Source organism: Coriobacteriia bacterium, assembly GCA_013336165.1.
GTDB lineage: Bacteria > Actinomycetota > Coriobacteriia > Anaerosomatales > JAAXUF01 > JAAXUF01.
This window is the reverse complement of record JAAXUF010000002.1, coordinates 1-19,905: the sequence shown is the minus strand read 5'-3', so window position 1 is coordinate 19,905 and position 19,905 is coordinate 1. Positions and strand designations below refer to the sequence as shown.

22 protein-coding genes, 1 tRNA gene and 1 pseudogene are annotated in these 19,905 nt (G+C 63.9%); 23 read left to right on the top strand and 1 reads right to left on the bottom strand.

Annotated features, from left to right (window positions below):
• Nucleotides 1-32 precede the first annotated feature (32 nt).
• The 9 genes and pseudogenes from HGA39_01715 to rsmI all read left to right on the top strand — a co-directional run bounded on the left by HGA39_01715 (nt 33) and on the right by rsmI (nt 7,907).
• Nucleotides 33-1,034, top strand: a complete 1,002-nt coding sequence (locus tag HGA39_01715; protein NTW28068.1) for a hypothetical protein — start codon at nt 33-35, stop codon at nt 1,032-1,034.
• Between the two features lie 2 nt (nt 1,035-1,036).
• Nucleotides 1,037-1,285: pseudogene (locus HGA39_01710) on the top strand (4Fe-4S binding protein).
• A 93-nt stretch (nt 1,286-1,378) separates the two neighbouring features.
• The gene (gene arsM, locus HGA39_01705; protein NTW28067.1) at nt 1,379-2,209 is read left to right on the top strand and encodes an arsenite methyltransferase; all 831 of its coding nucleotides are present in this window, start codon (nt 1,379-1,381) and stop codon (nt 2,207-2,209) included.
• Nucleotides 2,210-2,233: 24 nt separating this feature from the next.
• On the top strand, nt 2,234-2,749 hold the full coding sequence (locus HGA39_01700; protein ID NTW28066.1) for a nitroreductase family protein: 516 nt from the start codon (nt 2,234-2,236) through the stop codon (nt 2,747-2,749).
• Nucleotides 2,750-2,825: 76 nt separating this feature from the next.
• Nucleotides 2,826-3,803, top strand: coding sequence for an ROK family protein (locus HGA39_01695; protein ID NTW28065.1), 978 nt, complete (start codon nt 2,826-2,828; stop codon nt 3,801-3,803).
• Nucleotides 3,800-4,915 (top strand): DUF362 domain-containing protein, encoded by a 1,116-nt coding sequence (locus HGA39_01690; GenBank protein NTW28064.1) that lies wholly within the window; start codon nt 3,800-3,802, stop codon nt 4,913-4,915. The genes HGA39_01695 and HGA39_01690 overlap by 4 nt, the downstream gene beginning before the upstream one ends.
• A gap of 26 nt (nt 4,916-4,941) precedes the next feature.
• A complete protein-coding gene (locus HGA39_01685) occupies nt 4,942-5,994 on the top strand; it encodes a hypothetical protein (protein NTW28063.1) in 1,053 nt (350 codons plus the stop codon).
• A 28-nt stretch (nt 5,995-6,022) separates the two neighbouring features.
• Nucleotides 6,023-7,054, top strand: a complete 1,032-nt coding sequence (locus tag HGA39_01680) for a hypothetical protein (GenBank protein NTW28062.1) — start codon at nt 6,023-6,025, stop codon at nt 7,052-7,054.
• Complete coding sequence (gene rsmI, locus HGA39_01675) at nt 7,047-7,907, top strand: 16S rRNA (cytidine(1402)-2'-O)-methyltransferase (GenBank protein NTW28061.1); 861 nt, start codon at nt 7,047-7,049, stop codon at nt 7,905-7,907. The genes HGA39_01680 and rsmI overlap by 8 nt, the downstream gene beginning before the upstream one ends.
• Nucleotides 7,908-7,938: 31 nt before the next feature.
• Here the strand turns inward: rsmI and HGA39_01670 are convergent, their stop codons facing one another.
• Entirely contained in the window at nt 7,939-8,184 is a 246-nt protein-coding gene (locus HGA39_01670; protein ID NTW28060.1) for an AbrB/MazE/SpoVT family DNA-binding domain-containing protein, read from the bottom strand.
• Nucleotides 8,185-8,311: 127 nt separating this feature from the next.
• Here HGA39_01670 and metG point away from each other — a divergent pair, with 127 nt between their 5' ends.
• From metG to HGA39_01600, 14 genes are all read left to right on the top strand, one after another.
• Nucleotides 8,312-9,880, top strand: coding sequence for a methionine--tRNA ligase (gene metG / locus HGA39_01665; GenBank protein ID NTW28059.1), 1,569 nt, complete (start codon nt 8,312-8,314; stop codon nt 9,878-9,880).
• An 18-nt stretch (nt 9,881-9,898) separates the two neighbouring features.
• Nucleotides 9,899-10,786, top strand: coding sequence for a TatD family hydrolase (locus HGA39_01660; protein NTW28058.1), 888 nt, complete (start codon nt 9,899-9,901; stop codon nt 10,784-10,786).
• Nucleotides 10,783-11,418, top strand: a complete 636-nt coding sequence (locus tag HGA39_01655; protein NTW28057.1) for a hypothetical protein — start codon at nt 10,783-10,785, stop codon at nt 11,416-11,418. The genes HGA39_01660 and HGA39_01655 overlap by 4 nt, the downstream gene beginning before the upstream one ends.
• 176 nt (nt 11,419-11,594) lie before the next feature.
• Nucleotides 11,595-12,614: a DUF348 domain-containing protein gene (locus tag HGA39_01650; protein ID NTW28056.1), complete on the top strand. Its 1,020-nt coding sequence runs from the start codon at nt 11,595-11,597 to the stop codon at nt 12,612-12,614.
• A 2-nt stretch (nt 12,615-12,616) separates the two neighbouring features.
• On the top strand, nt 12,617-13,507 hold the full coding sequence (gene rsmA / locus HGA39_01645) for a 16S rRNA (adenine(1518)-N(6)/adenine(1519)-N(6))-dimethyltransferase RsmA (GenBank protein NTW28055.1): 891 nt from the start codon (nt 12,617-12,619) through the stop codon (nt 13,505-13,507).
• 91 nt (nt 13,508-13,598) lie between these two features.
• Nucleotides 13,599-13,880: a hypothetical protein gene (locus tag HGA39_01640; GenBank protein ID NTW28054.1), complete on the top strand. Its 282-nt coding sequence runs from the start codon at nt 13,599-13,601 to the stop codon at nt 13,878-13,880.
• Nucleotides 13,881-13,968: 88 nt separating this feature from the next.
• Entirely contained in the window at nt 13,969-14,856 is an 888-nt protein-coding gene (gene ispE / locus HGA39_01635) for a 4-(cytidine 5'-diphospho)-2-C-methyl-D-erythritol kinase (GenBank protein NTW28053.1), read from the top strand.
• 1 nt (nt 14,857) lies between these two features.
• Entirely contained in the window at nt 14,858-15,634 is a 777-nt protein-coding gene (locus tag HGA39_01630) for an NTP transferase domain-containing protein (protein NTW28052.1), read from the top strand.
• 55 nt (nt 15,635-15,689) lie between these two features.
• Nucleotides 15,690-16,007 (top strand): septation protein spoVG, encoded by a 318-nt coding sequence (locus tag HGA39_01625; GenBank protein NTW28051.1) that lies wholly within the window; start codon nt 15,690-15,692, stop codon nt 16,005-16,007.
• 57 nt (nt 16,008-16,064) lie between these two features.
• Nucleotides 16,065-16,138, top strand: a tRNA-Gln gene (locus HGA39_01620).
• A gap of 50 nt (nt 16,139-16,188) precedes the next feature.
• On the top strand, nt 16,189-17,568 hold the full coding sequence (gene glmU / locus HGA39_01615) for a bifunctional UDP-N-acetylglucosamine diphosphorylase/glucosamine-1-phosphate N-acetyltransferase GlmU (GenBank protein NTW28050.1): 1,380 nt from the start codon (nt 16,189-16,191) through the stop codon (nt 17,566-17,568).
• A 37-nt stretch (nt 17,569-17,605) separates the two neighbouring features.
• The gene (locus HGA39_01610) at nt 17,606-18,568 is read left to right on the top strand and encodes a ribose-phosphate pyrophosphokinase (protein ID NTW28049.1); all 963 of its coding nucleotides are present in this window, start codon (nt 17,606-17,608) and stop codon (nt 18,566-18,568) included.
• Nucleotides 18,569-18,641: 73 nt separating this feature from the next.
• Nucleotides 18,642-19,271, top strand: a complete 630-nt coding sequence (locus tag HGA39_01605; GenBank protein ID NTW28048.1) for a 50S ribosomal protein L25 — start codon at nt 18,642-18,644, stop codon at nt 19,269-19,271.
• 14 nt (nt 19,272-19,285) lie between these two features.
• Complete coding sequence (locus HGA39_01600) at nt 19,286-19,849, top strand: aminoacyl-tRNA hydrolase (protein ID NTW28047.1); 564 nt, start codon at nt 19,286-19,288, stop codon at nt 19,847-19,849.
• Nucleotides 19,850-19,905 lie beyond the last annotated feature (56 nt).

Below are 19,905 nucleotides of genomic sequence, written 5' to 3'. Positions count from 1 at the left end.
GCGTGAACGGTGCTGACACAACTCGATCGGTTCTGTCCACCACGCTGACGTGGCGCGATACCGCGAAGCGCTGGGCGTTGCGATGGGGAGTCGGCCGCGAGACTTCAGCGGTCAGGCCCGGCCTCTACGCGATCGGCGAGCCCGGGCCAGCTTCGCCGGTGCTGGTCACGGCGAACTACCGGATGACTGTCGACATCGTGCGCCGCGACCTTGCCGGCTGCGACGTTTGGCTCCTCGTGCTCGACACGCTCGGCATCAATGTCTGGTGTGCCGCCGGCAAAGGAACGTTCGGCACGCGTGAGCTGGTGTCGCGCATTCTGGCCGAGAAGCTTGACGGCGTGGTCGAACATCGGGTCGTCGTCGTGCCGCAACTCGGGGCGCCGGGGGTCAATGGCCGCGAGGTTCAGCGGCTGTCCGGCTTCCGCGTCATCTGGGGCCCGGTCTACTCCCGCGACCTGCCTGAGTACTTGCGTGTCGGGATGCGGGCGACCGCCGAGATGCGTAAGGTGCGTTTCCCGATGGCGGACCGCCTTGCCTTGGCGCCGGTGGAGCTGGTTGGCTCGCTGCCGTGGATATGGGTTGTCGGCGTGCTCATGGTTCTGGCATTTGTGGGCGCTTCGCTGGGCGCACATCGGCTGATGCCATCTGCCCTGTTGACGGCGTTTCTGCCGAGTGCCGGGGTCTTCGCGCTCGGTGTATTGGCGGGAGGGCTCGCTGTTCCCGCGCTGTTGCCGTGGCTGCCGGGCCGGGCGTTCTCCGTGAAGGGCGCCGTCGCCGGGGTGGCTGTGGCGACCGTGGCCATGGGCGTGGCCCTCGCATTTGGCGTCGAGTCGTGGCTGGCTTGGCCGGCTGTGATTCTCGGCGTGGGTGCGATCGCCTCGTATGTGGGGGTGAACTTCACCGGCGCGACGCCGTTTACTTCGCCGTCCGGCGTGGAGCGGGAGTTGCGTCGGGCGATTCCGTGGCAGGTGGCTGCGGCGGGCGTGGCACTGGTGTTGTGGACGGCTGCATGGGCGACCGGGATGGGAGCATAGACGTGGAGACTTTTCGCTACTTGGAGGACGCGGTGTCGCTGCAGTTCGATGCGGGATCGTGCATCGGTTGCGGGGCCTGCGCTCAGGTGTGCCCGCACGCGGTGTTCGTCATGCGCGGCGCGCGCGCTGTGCTGGCAGACCGGGGCGCGTGCATGGAATGTGGCGCATGCGCGCTTAACTGTCCGGCCGGAGCGATCAGCGTCAAACCCGGTGTTGGGTGTGCTCAGGCGATTATCCATTCGTGGATTCGAGGCGGGGAGCCGACATGCGGCTGCGGCACGTCGTGTTGCGGATCGACCGCTGAGGACCATTCCGAACATCCGACTGAGATATGGAGCGACATCATGAGCACTGATGACGATATCAAGCAAGCCGTTCGCGAGCGCTATGCGGGGCACGCCACACAGGGAACATCGTGCTGTTCGAGCGGGAGTTGCTGCGGTGGCGAGGTGAGCGGCGGGACGGTCTCGCAGGAACTCGGCTACTCGGCCGACGACCTTGCTGCGATCCCGGGTGGCGCCGACCTCGGCCTCGGCTGTGGCAACCCGCTCGCTTTGTTGGAACTCTCCGCGGGTGAGACCGTGCTCGACTTGGGGAGCGGTGGTGGTATCGACTGCTTCATGGCTGCTCGGCAGGTGGGTCCCACCGGGCACGTCATCGGCGTCGATATGACCGCCGAGATGATCGCGCGCGCTCGCAAGAACGCAGCCGTCGGCGGCTACGGCAACGTTGAGTTCCGGCTGGGGGAGATCGAGCACCTGCCGGTTGCCGATGCGACCGTGGACGCCGTCATCAGCAACTGCGTCATCAACCTCGTGCCCGACAAGCGGCAGGCGTTCGCGGAAGCGGCGCGGGTCCTGAAGTCCGGCGGCAGGATTTCTGTGTCCGATATCGTCACGCTTGGGGAGATACCTGTAGAGATTCGCGGATCGATGGAGGCTTACGTCGCCTGCCTTGCGGGAGCCATCTTACGTGACGAGTACCTTGTACTCCTCGGCGAGGCGGGTTTCGAGGATATCCGCGTGACGGAAGAACGGACGTTTGCGGTCGAAGACGTGGTGGCGGAGGACCTGGTAGCCGAGTTTCGGCGCCACACAGGCGCGACCGATGAGCAGCTGCGCAAGGCCGCCGAGAGGTTCGCAAGCATTCGGGTGGCAGCCGTGAGGTCCGCCTGACAAGAAGGAAAGGTAGCGAAAGCGATGGATGCTCTAGAGGCGATTCTCACGCGGAGAAGCATCCGCAAGTACACAGACGAACCCGTGTCGGAGGAGGCTATCGCTACACTGCTTGATGCGGCGATGGCTGCGCCCTCGGCGATGAACGAGCGCAGCACCCGCATCGTGGTCGTCCGCGATCGCGACCGGTTGGAGAGCCTGTCGAAGGTAACGCCGTTTTCGGGCATGTTGGCGGCCGCGCAAGTTGGCTTCGTCGTGTGCGGCGACATACTCGTCGACCGCTTTCCCGGTATGCGGTACTGGACTGTCGACGGCTCGGCGGCCACCGAGAACCTTCTGGTCGCCGCGAACGCGCTCGGGCTGGGCGCCGTGTGGATCGGCGTGTACCCATGGCGCACCCGCATGAACGCCGTCGCCAGAGTCATCGGTTTGCCCAGAACCGTGCGCCCGCTTGCGATGGTCGCGCTCGGCTGGCCCGTCGAGCCTCCCAAGCCGCGAGAACCCTACGACATGTCGCGCATTCACCACGAGACATGGTAGGGAGACACTCGAAGTCGGTGCGCTGGTATAGACTACGAAAGACGCTTGATTCACTTCCCGGGGAGGTCTTCGCCGCATGCGCACGAACTTTGCGATTGGGGTCGACGTTGGTGGAACCCGCATCGCCGTCGGGCTTGTCGAGCGCAAGGGCAGGATCGTCAAAGACGTCAAACGACTGACGCCGAAGACGGGGCCGTTCTCGGTAGTCGATGCGATCATTGATCTTGTGGAAGAGGTCTCGACAGGCGGCGTGCAGCCCTCCGAGATCGCCGGTATCGGCATCGGGGTGCCCGCGCAGATCGACTTTCTGCGTCAGTCGATCGAGTACTGCACCAACCTGCCGCTTGCGGGCGTTGACGTGCGCTCGCTTGTCATGTCGCGTACCAAGCGCGAAGTCACCATCGACAATGACGGCCACATGGCCGCGTTCGGCGAGTCGAGATTCGGCGCGGCCAAAGGCGCACGCGACTTCCTCATGATCACGGTGGGCACCGGCGTTGGCGGCGGGATCTTTCTGAACGGCGAGCCGTATCGTGGAAGCCGGGGACTCGGCGGGGAGATCGGTCACGTCGTGGTGCAGATGGACGGCGCGCCGTGTCCATGCGGCGGGAAGGGCCACCTCGAGGCCTACCTCGGCCGGCCGGCGATCGCAGCCCGGGGCCGCGAAGCCGCAGGGCAGCTCGGCGGTGCCGCAATCCTGAAGGCTGCGTCCGGAGACATCGAAGCGATCACCGCGGAGTCGGTGCTGCAGGCAGCTGCGAAAGGCGATGCCGTTGCTCGGCAGATCCTCCTGGACGCCGGCGTGGTTCTCGGCAGGGCGCTCGTCGGGTTTGTGAACGTCTTCAACCCGAAACTCATTGTGGTGGGCGGGGGTATCGGCGAGTCGGCCGACTACATGGTGGAGCGGGCGGCCGAGGTCATGCGTGCGGAAGCGATGGCGGGGCGGCGCGATGTCACCGTCACGCAGGCTGTTCTGGGCAATGATGCAGGGATTCTGGGCGCGGCGGCGCTTGCATTTGACGAACATGACATGCGGGAGGGATTGCACCGATGAGCGAGAAGGCGGTTGTGTGGTTTGCGCCGATGCGCAGTGTCAAGAAGACGTCATTGGTCAAACGGTCGGGCATTCTGCTCGAGCGCGCGGGTCTAAAAGACGTGGTGGGCGATCGCGACATGGTTGCCGTGAAGCTGCACTTCGGCGAAACGGGAAACACAGGGTTCGTGTCGCCGGTGTTCCTGCGCGAAATCGTGCGACTGGTCAAGGAGCAGGGCGGCAAGCCCTTTCTGACCGATTCGAGCACTCTGTACGGCGGCAAGCGGGGCAACGCAGTCGATCACATCGCATGCGCGCTGCACAACGGCTTCGGCTATGCGACTGTTGAGGCGCCCATCATCATCGCCGACGGTCTTGACGGACGCGAGGCGACCGATGTGGCGATCGAGGGCTTCCGGCACTTCGACAGTGTGCGGATCGCATCGGCGGCGGTGCACGCCGATGCGATGATCGTCGTGACGCATGTGAAGGGCCACGAGGCTGCGGGATTTGGCGGCGCGCTGAAGAACGTCGGCATGGGGCTGGGTTGCCGGTCGGCGAAACAGCGCATGCACGCGGACTTTCGCCCCGAGGTCTCAGCCGAGAAGTGCACCGCATGCAAGCGCTGCGTCCAGAGTTGTCCGGTTCAGGCCATCGTGATCGGTCCGGACCGAGTCGCCGTTGTGAACCGCGAGGTGTGCTACGGCTGTGGGGAGTGCGTGGCGAGTTGCCCATACGGCGCGATCGCAACATGCTTCAAGACGACGCCCGCCGCGCTGCAGGAGAAGATCGTCGAGCATGCGGCCGGCGTCCTGAAGGGCAAAGAGGGCAAGACGCTCTATCTCTCGTTCATCACTGACGTCACACCCGATTGCGACTGTTGGAGTTGGTCGGACGCGCCGCTCGTCGCCAACATCGGTGTGCTTGCTTCGACTGATATCGTCGCCATCGACCAGGCGGCCCACGACCTTGTGACCGCAGCCACTGGCCTGCCCGGCGGGCGGGGCGAGGGGCTGGCGCCGGGTGTCGACAAGTTCTTCGCCGTCACGGGCGTGGACGGCACCATCGGCATGCGCTACGCCGAAGAGATGGGGCTCGGGACACGAGAGTACGAGATCAGACAGCTGGACTAGGCGGCACGAGATTCTTTGGGGGATTCGTGAACTACACGGAACTGGTTGGCAAGGGTTTCAAGGGGCTGAAGTCCGGGACCGCATGGGGGTTCTGGGCGACCGTGCAGGCGGCCGTGCTGGGGCTGTATCTGGTCTTGGTCGGGGCTGCGGTCGCAGCTGCGGGCGGACCGGGCGCTCTGGAGACGTTGTGGAACCGTCTGATCGGCGGAGTGCAACCGTCGCTGACGATGCTTATGCCGCTCATCGTCATCTACGCCGCGTTTGTGGTCGCTGCTCTGCTTGCGATCCCCCTGCGGCTGATCGGGATCGGAGGCCTCGTCCACATCACCGATGAGTTCCAATCGGGCCGCAAAGTAACCGTGGGTGGCGCGTGGGGCTGGGGCGCGGGGCGTATCGGCCGAGTCTTCCTGATCCAGCTTGTGCTCGGCGTCGCCGCGTTTCTAGCGGCGATCTTGGCGCTGGTGCCGTTCTTCATCGGCATCGCAAGCGTTGCACGCACCGGCGATGCCGGCGGGGGCGCTCTTGTCGGCGGGCTGTGCGGGACGAGCCTGCTCATGCTGCTGATGCTACTGGTCTTGTTCTTCCTATCCGCATTCATCGAGATCGTGATTCGCTACGCGGTGATTGGCGACCGGGGCGCGGGAAGCGCTTTGAGCGCCGGCTGGAAGGCGTTCCGGGCATGCTTCAAGTACGTGTTCATGTTCCTGGTGATTACTTATGGCATCCTGCTGGCCATCGGCGTCATCGACGGAATCGTGAACTCAATTATTCAGGCAGTCTTCACAGCCTCCACCGCGATGTTCAGTTCGGCATCTTCCGACTCTGCGCAGGAGTTCGGCACCGTACTGAAGTCGATCATCGTGACGCTTCCGGTCAGTCTGGCAGTCGGGTTTCTCACGACCATTCTCAACGCATCGCTATGGACTGCGTTCTTCCGCCGCATGACGGGTCTCGACCCGGATGCGCCGAGAGCCGTCTACCCGCCGCCGAGCACGCCGACTCAGGAGTGGTGGACGGCCTCTCCGGGATCCGCCGACACGCAAGTGACCGATCCCCAATCGCCGGGGACACAGGAGTAGGTATTCGCTTCGGGACCGAAAGGACGACATGAAGTACGGGGAGATAGTCAAAAAGGCGTGGGGAATCACGTGGCGATATCGAGCACTCTGGGTGCTGGGCATGTTCGCGGGCATCACCGGATGGAGCGCTGCGGGGGGCTCGAGCGGGTCGGGCGGCAGTTCGTCAACAAGCGCCAGCAGTACTGGCCTGAGCGATCTGCCACAGACCGACTGGCAGGATCTTCTGCAGCGCGCGCTGCCTGTGATCTTTGTGGTTGTGGGCGTTCTCCTGATCATCTCTTTGGTGTGGTGGCTGCTTAGCCTCGTCGCTCGCGCAAGCCTGATCCATGCGGTCAACGAGACCGAGGAGGGGCGCCCCGTGGTACTCGGCGCCGCGTGGCGGGTCGGTTCTGACCGGCTGTGGCGGGTTCTTGGGCTCTCGGTAGTGCTCAACCTGCCGCTCGCGCTGGGCGGGCTCATCCTTGCGGCGGTCATCCTGGTTCCCATCGCTGTCCCTCTGCTGCGCGGGGCCGAGCCGTCTTCCATGATTGTCGCGCCCATCTGTGGCGCGCTTGCCATCGGAGTTCCCGTGCTGTTGATCGCAAGCTTCGTCCTCGGGATTCTGTACGTGATAGCGCTCCGGTTCGTCACGCTCTCAGATTTGCGCGTGGGTGCCGCGATCAGAGAAGCCTGGAAGGCTTTCCGTGCGCGGATCAAGAACCATTCCCTCATGTGGCTCATCAACTGGGGACTCAACTTTGCGGCCGGCATCGCGTTGAGCATTCTGTTCGTCGTGCTCGCTCTCGTGCTCGTCGTGCCGATCGTTATCGCCGCGATCGGCCAGAACTGGAATGTACTTGTCCTGCTCATATGCGTTCTGGTGGTGCTTCTCGTTGTGGTCTCGCTCTTCTACACCGCCATCTGGGGTACGTTCACGTCCGCGCTGTGGACGGTGTTCTTCCGCCGGCTGACCGGTCTTGAGCCGGAAGCACCACAGGCCGTCTACCCGGTGGCCGGTGCGAGTGACTCGCAGGAGTGGTGGAGCAAGCCGCCCGCTCCGATGGGGCCTCCCGTTGACTGACGCGGCTGCTGACAGTCCGCGCCAAGGGCGCCTTCTGGTATGTGCGACGCCGATCGGCAACCTCGGCGACGTGACGCTCCGGGTGCTCGACGCGCTGCGCGAAGCCGATACCATTGCCGCCGAGGACACGCGCGTGACACGCAAGCTCCTGACGCGCTTCGGGATCGAGACGCGTCTTGAGCGCTGCGACGAGCACACGGTGGAGCGCCAAGCGCCCGCGCTGGTGGCTCGTATGCTGGGCGGCGAAGTGATCGCATTCGTTTCCGACGCGGGCACGCCGGGTGTGAGCGATCCCGGCGCGCGTCTCATCGCTGCGGCGGTGGAGGTGGGCGTGCCCGCCGAAGCACTCCCGGGGGCCTCGGCTGTGCTCGCCGCGCTGGTCTCGAGCGGCCTGCCGATGCAGCGCTTCTACTTCGGCGGCTTTCTGCCGAGAAAGGCGGGCGAGCGCAAGCGGGAACTCGATGCGCTTGCTGGCTTGGACGCGACGCTGGTGTTCTTCGAGTCGCCCCACCGTGCGGTCGCGAGCTTGGGCTCGCTAGCTGAAGCGTACCCCGGCAGGCAGGCTGTGCTCGCTCGCGAACTCACCAAGCTGCACGAGGAGGTCGTGCGCGGCTCAGTTGAAGAGGTGGCAGCCAACATCGCCGAGCGGGCGGAGGGCATCAAGGGTGAAGTCGTGCTGCTGGTCGGTCCTCCGGTTCCACAGGAGCGCCAGTCAGTCGTCCCGGAGGACGTCCTGACCCGCGTGGCGTCCCTCGTCGATGAGGGACTCAGCAAGAGTGCAGCGGTTCGCCGCGCAGCTGAAGAGCTGGGGGTTCCCCGCAGCGAGGTCTACGAGATCGCGCACCGGTCCTAACGGCCGTCGGTGCGATGTTTCAAAGCTGAAGTCAGACTTTCTTGACGGTGGCGATGCAATCTGAGCACACGGGCCGGTTCTTGACCTGGACCATCTCGGCGTCCGGCTCGCCACAGATCGAACAAGCGTCCTTGTGCTTGGTAAGCATGATTCGCTCGCCCTCGACATAGATCGCGAGCGGGTCCCTCACTTTGATGCCGAGGGTCTTGCGCAGTTCCATCGGAATGACGATTCTGCCCAAGTCATCCACGCGCCTGACGATCCCTGTGTCATGCATCGACGTTGCCCTTCTAATCGACGTGAACGCCGCAAATCATAAGAACAGGTAGAATCTTGCCTAGAGCGCTTTCTGATGAGCGCTTCTGCTGCCAGTTCTACCCAACAGTATGGAGCGACGAAACATAATGAGCCAGCAATCCTCTTACTACATAACAACACCAATCTATTACGTCAATGCTGCGCCTCATCTCGGCACCGCGTACACGACTATTGCGGCCGACGTGCTTGCCCGCTACCGCCGTCTGCGCGGTGACGACGTCTACTTCCTCACCGGCCTCGACGAGCACGGCCAGAAGATCGCACAGGCCGCCGAGCAGAACGGGCAGACACCCCAAGACTGGGTCGACTCGATCGCGCCCAAATTCCTCGACACCTGGGAGATGCTCAATATCTCCAATGACGACTTCATCCGCACGACTGAGGAGCGCCACACGCGCGGTGCTCAGGCGTTCCTGCAGCTCCTCAAGGATCAGGGCGATTTGTATCAGGGCCACTATGAGGGCTGGTACTGCCTTCCCGAGGAGAAGTTCTGGGCCGAGGACCAGCTGGTCGACGGCAAGTGCCCGGACTGCAACCGTGATGTGCAGCTTGTTACCGAGGACAACTGGTTCTTCAGGCTTTCCGCCTATCAGGATCGCCTCCTCGCGCACTACGAGGCACATCCCGAGTTCGTTCGTCCCGAAACGCGGCGCAACGAGGTGCTCAGCTTCGTGAATGGCGGGCTCAAGGACCTCTCAATCTCTCGAACTGCATTCTCGTGGGGCATCCCGCTGCCCTTCGATGAAGACCACGTCATGTACGTCTGGTTCGACGCGCTACTCAACTACATCACGGCGGTTGGCTATGGCAATCCTGAGCGCGCCGAGGAGTTTGCCCGCCGCTGGCCTGCGCAGATGCACTTCGTCGGCAAGGACATCATCCGCTTTCACTGCGTGATCTGGCCGGCGATGCTCATGGCCGCAGGGCTGCCGCTTCCCGAGACCGTCTTCGCTCACGGCTTCCTGCTCACAAAAGGCGAGAAGATGAGCAAGTCGACCGGCAACGCGATGGCGCCGGTGGAGCTGGTGGCGAGATTCGGCGTCGACGCGTACCGCTACTACTTCATGCGCGACGTGCAGTTCGGAACCGACGGCTCCATCTCCGTCGATTCAATGGTGCAGCGATACAACGGCGATCTCGCAAACGACTGGGGCAACCTGGTGTCTCGGCTGTTCAACATGGCCGGCAAGTTCTGCGGGGGCCTCGTGCCCGACCCGTCCGGATCTCCGGAAGAAACCGCCGAGGACGCCGAGATGAAGGCGATCGCCGCGGCACTCTTCGAGCGCTACGATGCGCGCATGGCCGATCTCGACTACGCGGGCGCCCTAGAGGCCGCATGGGAGCTGGTCAAGCGCACCAACCGCTACATCGAGGACTCCGCGCCCTGGAATCTCGCGAAGTCGCCCGAAACTGAGCCGCGCCTTCGCGCGGTCATATATAACGCACTTGAAGCTGTCCGCATCGTCGCGCTCTTCACCGCGCCGGTCATGCCGACCACCTCGGCCGCCGTGTTCGAGCGGCTTGGGCTGGGCGATCCGCTCGACGTGACCGATCTGGCTGCGGAAGCGCAGTGGGGCGGACTGCCGGTCGGCAGTCCTGTCGTGAAGGGTGAGGCGCTCTTCCAACGGATCGTCGAAGAGGCTGCGGGCGCTTAGGAACCAACGGAGGTGCCGATGCCAGAACCGCTGTTCACAGATTCCAAAGGCCGCGAGGTCGCGGCTCCACCACTTGGTGGCCCCCTCGCCGATACGCACGCGCACCTCGATATGCTCGAGGATCCCGCAGGCGCTCTCGCGCACGCCGCGCGGGCACACGTAGGCTTCATCGCGACGGTCGCCGACCCCAGCGAGGATGCGTCGCGCACCTACGGCGATCTTCCCGGCTGGTTGGCGTCGGCGGAAAGAGCGCTTGCCGCGGATGGATTCTCCCGCGAAGACGCGCCGTTGCCGCGCGTCCGGATCATCGTGGGCGTGCATCCGCACAACGCGAAGGACCTTACACCTGAGGTTGAGACTGAACTGGTACGCCTTGCCCGACGTGCGGAAACGTGTGCGATCGGCGAAATCGGCCTCGACTATCACTACGACCTCTCGCCCCGCGAACAGCAGCGCGATGCGTTCCGCCGCCAGCTCCTGTTGGCGCACGAGTTCAACCTCCCGGCCGTCATCCATCTCCGCGAGGCTCACGACGATGGACTGCTCATTCTTGCCGAGGCTGGTCTGCCCTCGGCGGGCTGCATCCTGCACTGCTACACGCTCGGACCCGATGTTCTCGGCGCGTTTCTCGACCTTGGGTGCATGGTGAGCTTCGCTGGTCCTGTCACGTTCAAGAAGGCTGGAGAGGTACTTGAGGCTGCTCGCGTCGTCCCGCTGGACAGAATCCTCGCCGAGACGGACTGCCCGTTCATGACGCCGGAGCCGTTTCGGGGGCGCAAGAACGAGCCCGCGTTCGTGGTGTTCTCGGCGGCGAAGATGGCCGAGGCCCGCGGCGAGGACCCGGTCACCTTTGCGGCGGCGACATACGCGAGCTCGCTGCGCCTGCTCGACGGGGTGCGCTCATGAGCGCACCGGCCGCTCCGCGGGTGCTCTGCATCGCCGGCAGCGGTCGGCGGCACGGCAACAGCGAGGGGCTGCTGGACGCCCTCATGCGCGGCGTTGAGGTGGCTGGCGGCTTGCCGGTGAAGCTCGTTGCCATGGAGGCCGACATTGGCGCCTGCGGCGCCTGCAACGCGTGCTCACGTGGTGGGTGCTGCATTAAGCACGACGGCATGGAAGCCGTCTACTCCGAGCTCGACTCGGCAGAGGCCGTCATTGTGGCCACGCCTGTGTATTTCGCGACGGTGCCCGCCGTCCTCAAGATGCTCTACGACCGCTGCCAGCCGTACTGGGTGCGCCGCTTCGTGCTCGGCGAGCCGCCGCGCGCTTACAAGCGGCCGGGTGCGGCACTCGTCGTCGGCGGGGGAGGCGATCCGTTTGGCACCGGGTGCGCGATCGCTCCCACCAAGAGCGTCTTCGCGGTTCTCGGCGTCTCTGTGGACCACGTGTTGGAGGTGGTCGGCCCTGACGAGCCGACCGACATCGCAAAGCGCCCCGAGGCTCTTTCGCGCGCCGAGGAGATCGGCCGCGAACTCGTGCTGGCCGTGCTGGAGGCGCGCATTTCGGTGGATGGCGTTGACAGAAACCAGGGGTTGTGAGCCGCTGCTGCTGACTGTGGTGCGCCTTCGCTGGGGTCTTCTGTCGAAAATCGCGGGGCGTTCGGAATGTCTATTCGTGGCGACCTGCGGGTTTGCATGATGGTTCTCGTAGGGCTAGCATTTTGCCTCGCGTTCGTTACTGAACGGTTGAAATGTCTCCGGCCAGAGAGGCCTGAATGAGGTACAAGCCGACTTGCTCGGCACGATCCTCGAGGACCAAGAACATCATCGTAGCCTTCGTCGCAGCATTCATCGTCGTAATCAGTTTCACCGGATTCGTGTGGGCACAGAAGCAGATCACGGTCGTCGTCGACGGCCGCGCTCGATATATGGAAACCCAGGCCATCAGCGTGGAAGGCTTCCTCGAGGACGCAGGTATCCCTTATTCCCAAGGCGATGTTGTTTCTCCGACGCTCGATACTCGGATCACTCCGGGGATGACCGTAGTGCTCCGGCATGCTGTCCAGGTCACTCTTGACGTGGGCGGCACGAAGGTCCAGATGAGGATCGTCGGAACCACCGTCGCAGATGCGCTCGTCGCGGCAGGAATCGACCCAACGGATAATCCGGCCGTCCAGCCCGGCCTGGATGCCAAACTCACCTCAGGAATGATAATCAGCCTGCCCAACTCGTTCGTTCGAGTCACCGAGGACACGGTTGATGTGCCTTTCGCAACCGAGACCGACAGCGATCCGAAGATGCTGGTTGGCGAGTCGCGTGAGGTCGTTGCCGGCGCAAACGGTGTGGCGACGAATGTCTATCACACCACTGTCGTCAACGGCGTTGAATCCGAGAAGGTTCTCTTCTCAACCACCGTGCTGACCCCCGCGGTCAATCAGGTAGTGGTGGTCGGCTCCATGGCGCCGAAGAAAATAACCGTGAACTTCAACCTTGCGTCGGCGGCTCCGGCTGCCTACGCGCGTTCGCTCCAGGTCGTCGCGACCGCATACTCGGCCATGCAGCCGGAGCTTGACGAGCACACGGCCTCCGGAACCCTCGCAAGGCGAGGTGTGATCGCCGTCGATCCGTCGGTCATTCCGCTGGGCACTAGGGTCTACGTCCCGGGCTATGGATACGCTGTTGCGGAAGACACCGGCGGTGCGATCAAGGGTGACCGCATCGACGTGTGCTTCGATTCTCTCGTCGAGTGCGATGCCTGGGGGCGCCGTACCGTCACCATCCTGATCCTGAACTAAGGGTGACGTACTCCGCGCTCGCAACGCCGTCCGCAACGCGCGCCGTCCTCGCGCGTCACGGGCTTGCGACCAAGAAGTCGCTCGGCCAGCACTTCCTTATCGACGACAACGTGATCGGCAGGATTCTTTCGCTTGCCGACGTGCACCCCGACCAGGTCGTTCTCGAAGTCGGGCCCGGGATAGGCACTCTCACGGTCGCGCTGTGCACTGCGGCCGGCGCCGTTGTGGCTGTCGAGCGCGACGCCGATCTGCTGCCCGTCCTCGCCGAGACCACCGAGTTGTGCCCCCGCTTCGCCGTCGTGCACGCCGATGCCGTCGCCGTGTCACCGGAGGCGATCGCCGAGTCCTTCGGCGCCCCTACCACCCTCGTTGCCAACCTACCCTATGCTGTTGCGGCCACGGTCGTGCTGCGCTTCTTCGAGGAGCTACCGGCGCTGTGCTCGGCCACAGTCATGGTGCAAAGCGAGGTCGCGGCCCGCATGGCGGCGGTACCCGGTTCCAAGGACTACGGTGCCTACACGGTGAAGCTTCGCCTGCTCGCCGAGCCCGTGGGACGCTTCAGTGTGGCGCGTGGCTGCTTCCTGCCGCCCCCGCGTGTCGACTCCGCGGTCCTTCGCCTGAATCGCAGCCCCCTCGCCCAGAATCCTGCGCTCTTGTACGCCGCGGCGCGCGTTGCCGACGCCGCTTTCGCTCAGCGTCGCAAGACGTTGCGCAACTCCCTGAAGGCATCCCTCGGCATCGACGGGGCTGCGCTGGACGGGATACTTGCGGCGGCCGGCATCGACGGTTCCGCGCGCGCAGAGACGTTGCCGCCCGAGCGTTATCTGGAGCTTGCGGAGGCGTTTGTCGCCGGGGGAGTGGCCCTTCCGCATCGTGCTCGGTCTTCCCGCTAGAAGGTCTACTGACCGACCGTTCTAAATTGGGCTAGTAATTGGGCGCACTTTGGGGTATACTGCCACCTCAAATCAGAGGGAGGCTCTTTTCATGGATCTTGCTCATCAGGCCGAAGTCGTCGGCCGAATTCGTACCGACCTTGAGACTCTCACCGGCAGCCGCATTCGCGTTCGCGCGAACATGGGCCGGTCCAAAATCGTCGAGCGTGAGGGCACGCTCATGCAGACTCATCCGGCGTTGTTCGTCGTCGAAGTGCAGGAGAAGCGCGACCGGCTTGCGCGGGCGTCGTACCAGTACGTTGACGTGCTCACCGGCACGGTTGAGCTCACCCACGCGGAGAGCGGTGAGAACCTGCTTCCCTGGCTAAACTAGGCCGCAGGGTGCAGCATCTAGGTATACACAGGGCGCGGGGCCGCATGTCGGCGTCGGCGCCCTTTCCATTTCCGGATCAGTGTCGCCGATGATCCAACCCCTCGCAATCACCGCTCCCGCAAAGATAAACCTCCACCTGAGCGTTGGCCCCGTACGTTCTGACGGCTACCATGAGGTCGTGACCGTTCTTCACGCCCTCGCTCTGGCCGATACGGTGACACTTTGCCCTGCGGAGGGGCTTTCGTTCTCGTGCGACGTGGACCTTGGTATCCCCGCTGAGAAGAACCTCGCGTACCGGGCGGCTGTCGCTTTCGCGAGAGAGTTCGGCCCGCAGGAGCCGTTGGCGATTCATCTCGAAAAGCGCATTCCCGCTGGCGCGGGTCTGGGCGGCGGGTCGTCGGATGCGGCGGCCGTCATCGCCGGCATGGCCGTCAACGCGCGTATCGATCCTGCCGACGCCCGGTGCATGAGTGTTGCCCGCAGTCTCGGGGCTGACTGCCCGTTCTTTCTCGCCGGCGCCGCAGCGCTCATGATCGGCCGCGGCGATGAACTCGCGAAGCTCTTGCCGTCCATCGAGGTTTACATCGCGCTGGTCAAACCGGCTGCGGCAGTCTCCACAGCTGCGGCCTACGCAGCCTTCGACCGGGAGCCCGCGCCCGCGCGTGACCCCGAGGCCCTCATCGTCGCGTTGGAGGCTGGCGATGTGCATGCGCTGGCCTCGGCGCTCGAAAACAACATGATCGCAGCCTCTTCTGTGCTGGTGCCGGAGGTATCAGACGCGATAGCATGGATGCGCACCGTGGAAGGGGTTCTCGGTGTGACGATGGCAGGAAGTGGATCGGCTGTGTTCGCGATATGCGAAAACGCGGATGTCGCCGAGAAGATCGCGAAGACCGTGCGCGCGCAGGGGTGTTGGGGCACCTCGACAACGACAAGGACTGCAGGTGTGACAGTTGCCTACAAAGAGGAGTGCTGAAGTGAAGGTCGACGCGACGGTTCTGGCGGGCGGTGACGGAGCGGTAGTCGATCCCACGGTCGGCGTCAAAGGTCTCGTGCCGATCGCGGGCAAGCCGATGATCCAGTGGGTGGTCGAGGCCCTGCACTCTGCCGACACGGTCGCGGAAATCTCCGTGGTTCTGCCGACCAGTGAGAATCTTGGCTCGTGGGCCTCGATGGTGGATCACCTGGTGGTCTCTGACGACTCCATCATCGGCAACCTGATCGCGGGGGTCGAGTCGTTTGGAAGCGGTCGGCACGTTCTTGCCCTCACGGGAGACATACCTGCGGTGACGCCTGAGGCGATCGATGACTTTGTGCGTCGTTCGTTTGATTCCAGCTCCGACTTCAGCTATCCGCTGATCCGCGAGGTGGACATGGAAGCGCAGTTCCCCGGGTCGCAGCGCACCTACGTCAAGGTGGCGGGCGGCAAGGTCACAGGGGGCAACATGATGCTCCTGTCGCCTGGCCTGGTACAGCGCAACCAGGAGATCGGCCAGCGGCTGTTCGATACGCGCAAGAGCCCAGTGGCCATGGCACGGGTCATCGGCGTGCCGTTCATCGTGAAGTACGTCACGGGGCAGCTTCGAGTGGCTGACGTGGAGCGCAAGATGGGCCAGCTCATGGGCGCGAAGTGTGCAGCGGTCTACACGAGCTACGCCTCCATCGGCGCGGATGTCGACAAGCCGATCGACGTAGTGGTGACCGAGAGGGTGCTCTATCAGCGCACACTGGACGCGGGTAGTGAACCAGGCTAGACGTGGGTCTTGGGATGAACCGGCGAGGGGGCCAGCCGGTGATGGGAGGGGAGCAATGCGAGTTACAAAAGTTGTGCTGCGGCCGGTGGCGATGAACAAGGTGTGTGCTTTGGCGAGTATCGTGATCGACGACGGTTTCGCGGTTCATGACTTGCGTGTTGTGAACGGGGACAAAGGGCTGTTCGTGGCCATGCCTTCGCGCAAACTTCCGAATGGCGATTTCCGCGATATTTGTCACCCGCTCAACGTCGAGACGAGAAACGACATCCAGCAGGCCGTGCTCGCACAGTTTGCCGCCGAGGGCGGGATTGAGGCTTTCAACTCCGCAACTCAGGAACAGCTTGTCGACGCCGAAGTGTTTTTGCTGGACTGATCAGCGGCTGAGACTCTACACTGCACTGCGGCCTTCGTGCGCACGCGGATTTCTTGTTGGGGCATCGTCTAATGGCAGGACACGGGATTTTGGTTCCCGGAATCTAGGTTCGACCCCTAGTGCCCCAGCCACGACGCGGACGAGCACGTCTTGTTCGCTCGGAGAAGAGGAGGAGCTGAACATGAGCGCAGCCGCACTCATTCTCGCGGCCGGTGAAGGTACCCGGATGAATTCCGCCAAACCCAAAGTCGCGCACGAGATCCTCGGCAGGCCGATGCTGAACTGGGTGATCGAGGCGGCGAGGGATGCCGGGTGCCAGCGGATCATCGTCATCACCGGGCACGGTGCTGCGACAGTCGAGACGCTTATCGGCGATGCCGAGCCGGTCCTGCAGGACCGCCAGCTGGGAACCGGGCACGCTGTCATGTGCGCCAAGCATGCGCTGGATGGCTTCACGGGGTCGTTGGTGGTGCTGTCGGGCGATACGCCTCTGATCCGGCCCGAGACCATCTCCGGGCTTGTTGCGATGCGAGAGTCGAGCGGTGCGGCGTTGACGGTCCTGACCGCACAACTCGCCGATCCCAACGGCTATGGCCGCATCGTCCGCGATATGCGCGACGGTGGCGTGAGCCGCATCGTCGAGGAGAAGGATGCAACTGCGCACGAACGCGCTATCACCGAGGTCAACACGGGAGCATACTGCTTCGACGCCGCTGTCCTGTTCGCGCATCTCGACCGGCTCGGGACAGAGAACTCCCAGGGCGAGTACTACCTCACCGATATGGTCGCCGTCTTCAACGCCGAGGGACTCACGGTCTCAGCGAGCATCTCCGACGAAGCATCCGAGATGCTGGGCGTGAACTCACGGGTGCAACTTGCAGACGTCGCTAGGATCGCGCAGCGCCGCATCAACCGCCGCCACATGCTCGCTGGCGTCACGATGACCGACCCCGATCTCGTGTGGATCGGTCCCGATGTGGTTCTCGGGGTCGACGTGGAGTTGCTGCCGATGACGTTTCTTGCCGGGGCCACCACGGTGGGCGACCGCGCTGTGATCGGACCCAACTCGCGCCTGACCAACGCTACCATCGCCGAGGACGCGACGGTGGACTCCTCGGTGGTCATCGGCGCGAAGGTCGGGCGCGGGGCCCAGGTGGGTCCGGTAGCCTACCTCCGTCCCGGAACCGTGCTTGAGGCGGGTTCGAAGGCCGGCACTTGCGTCGAGATCAAGAACTCCACCATCGGCGCGGGCAGCAAGGTGCCGCACCTGTCCTACATCGGCGACGCGAATATCGGCGAGCGCGCGAACATCGGCGCGGGGACGATTACGTGCAACTTCGACGGATTCTCAAAACATAAGACCGTTATCGGCGACGGAGCCTTCGTCGGCTCTGATACCATGCTCGTAGCACCGGTTACGGTCGGGGCGGGCGCAGTGACGGCGGCGGGCAGTGCGATCACCCGTGATGTGCCTGCAAATGCGCTGGGAGTCGAGCGCAGCGAGCAGGTGAACGTCGAAGATTGGCGTCACCGCCGCACGCAAAGGCAAGACGCACCTTAAGTGACGGAAAGCCAGAAGGAACGGAGCTAAGCAGCACATGGCCGAGGACACCAAGCGGATGATGCTCTTCTCAGGGACGAGCAACCCCGAACTTGCCGAGGATGCTGCACAGCACCTGGGCGTCGAGCTGGGCCGGGTCAAGATTCGCAAGTTCGCCAACGGTGAGATCTATGTCCGGTACTTGGACAGCGTCCGAGGCGCCGACGTCTTCATCATCCAGTCGATCTGCGCGCCCGTGAACGCGATGCTGATGGAGCTTCTTATCATGGTCGACGCCGCCAAGCGTGCCTCGGCCCGTTCCATCACTGCGGTTATCACGCACTACGGCTACGCCCGCCAGGACAAGAAGTCCGCTGCACGTGAACCGATTACTGCGAGACTCGTGGCCGACCTGTTGACCGCTGCGGGCGTCAACCGGGTGATCACGATGGACCTGCACCAGGGCCAGATCCAGGGATTCTTCAGCCAGCCGGTGAACCACCTCACCGCACTGCCGATTCTTGCCGACTACTTCGAGTCCATGAAGCTCGAAAATCTTGTTGTGGTATCACCGGATGTCGGCCGTGCGAAGGCGTGCAAGAAGCTGGCCGATATGCTCGGCGCCGACCTGGCGATCATGCATAAGAGCCGGCCGGAACACAATGTCTCCGAGATCACGAGCGTCATCGGTAACGTGCGCGGCAAGATCGCGATTGTGGCCGACGACATGATCGACACCGCGGGCTCGATCACGGCTGGTGCCAGGGCACTCATCGATGGCGGCGTCGAGAAGGTCTACGTCACCGCCACCCACGGCATCTTCTCTCCGCCGGCATACGATCGCTTGGACGCCGCGCCGATCGTCGAGGTAGTCGTGACGAACACGATCCCGGTTCCCAAGGAACATCAGATAGGAAAAATCCACGTTCTTTCGGTGGCCCCGCTCTTCGCGCACGCCATCCAGAACGTGTTTAACGATGACTCGGTCTCCGAGCTCTTCGATCCGGATTTTCAACTATAGCAAGGCCGACCGTCGTCGCGGGGGAACATACTCCTTACGAGATGCAGCCGACCACGGAAGGGACACCAAGAGCATGAGTAGCATCAACCTGTCCGTTGCTCCGCGCACCATCATCGGCAAAGCCAACCGCAGGATGGCAGCCGGTGACGCGATTCCGGCCGTTGTCTACGGCGCGGGTCGCGAGGCGCTCGCGGTCTCAGTAAGCCGTCACGACTTCGAACTGTTCCTGGCCCACCACGCGGCCGGCTCGACTGTGGTCGAACTCCAGGTCGAGGGCGAGAAGAAGCCGATCCATGCGATGATTCGCCAGATGCAGACGCATCCCACCAAGGGCATGATCCGTCACGTCGACTTCCTCGCCGTTTCGATGAACAAGCTGGTGCACGCGACCATCACTCTGCACTTCGTCGGCGACTCCGTTGGCGTGAAGGCCGGCGGCGTCCTCAACGTCGATCTGCATGAACTCAGCGTGGAGGCCAAGCCCGGCAACCTGCCGGAGGGCATCGAGATCGACGTCGCTGCTCTGGAGGTCGGTGATTCGCTGCACGTGCGCGACATCGTCGCGCCCGCAGGCGTGACTCTGTTGGACGACGCCGATGCTCTCGTGGCATCCGTGATGGCGCCCAACGTCGAAGTCGAGGAGGTCTCCGAGACCGAGGTCGTCCAGCCGCAGGTGATCGGTGAGAAGGCGCAGGACGAGTAACAGCTGTGACGCAGATGATCGTAGGCTTGGGCAACCCCGGGTCTGAATATGAACGGACCCGCCATAACGCGGGTTTCCTTGCAATCGATTTGCTTGCTGACAACCTTCGCGCAACCTACTGGAAGGACCAGAGGGGCGCGAAGGTCGCTGTCGTGCGTGTGGGCGAGGGCGAGCTGGTGCTGGTCAAGCCGCAGACGTTCATGAACCTCTCCGGCGCCTCAGTCAAGAAACTCGCCGAGCACTACGGCGTGCCCGTCAGCGAGATCGTCATCATCCACGACGACATCGACCTGCCGGCCGGGGACGTTCGCGTGAAGAGCGGCGGCGGCCACGGTGGTCACAACGGACTGCGGTCGCTGCACGACAAGCTCGGCTCGGACGACTACCTGCGTGTGCGCGTGGGTGTGGGCCGTCCACCGGGTCGGATGGACGCAGCCGACTGGGTCCTGCAGCCGCTCAAGGGTGCGGCATGGGAGGAGTTCGAGGCTTCCCTGCCGACTGCGGCCCAGGCGGCGCTCAGCGTCCTTGAGCGAGGCGCCGAGGCGACCATGCGGGAGTACAACGGGGCTGTGGGGTAGAGAGCAGTCACAGGGGGTGCTGTGCTCAGACATACTCGACGGGCCGCCTGCGGGCG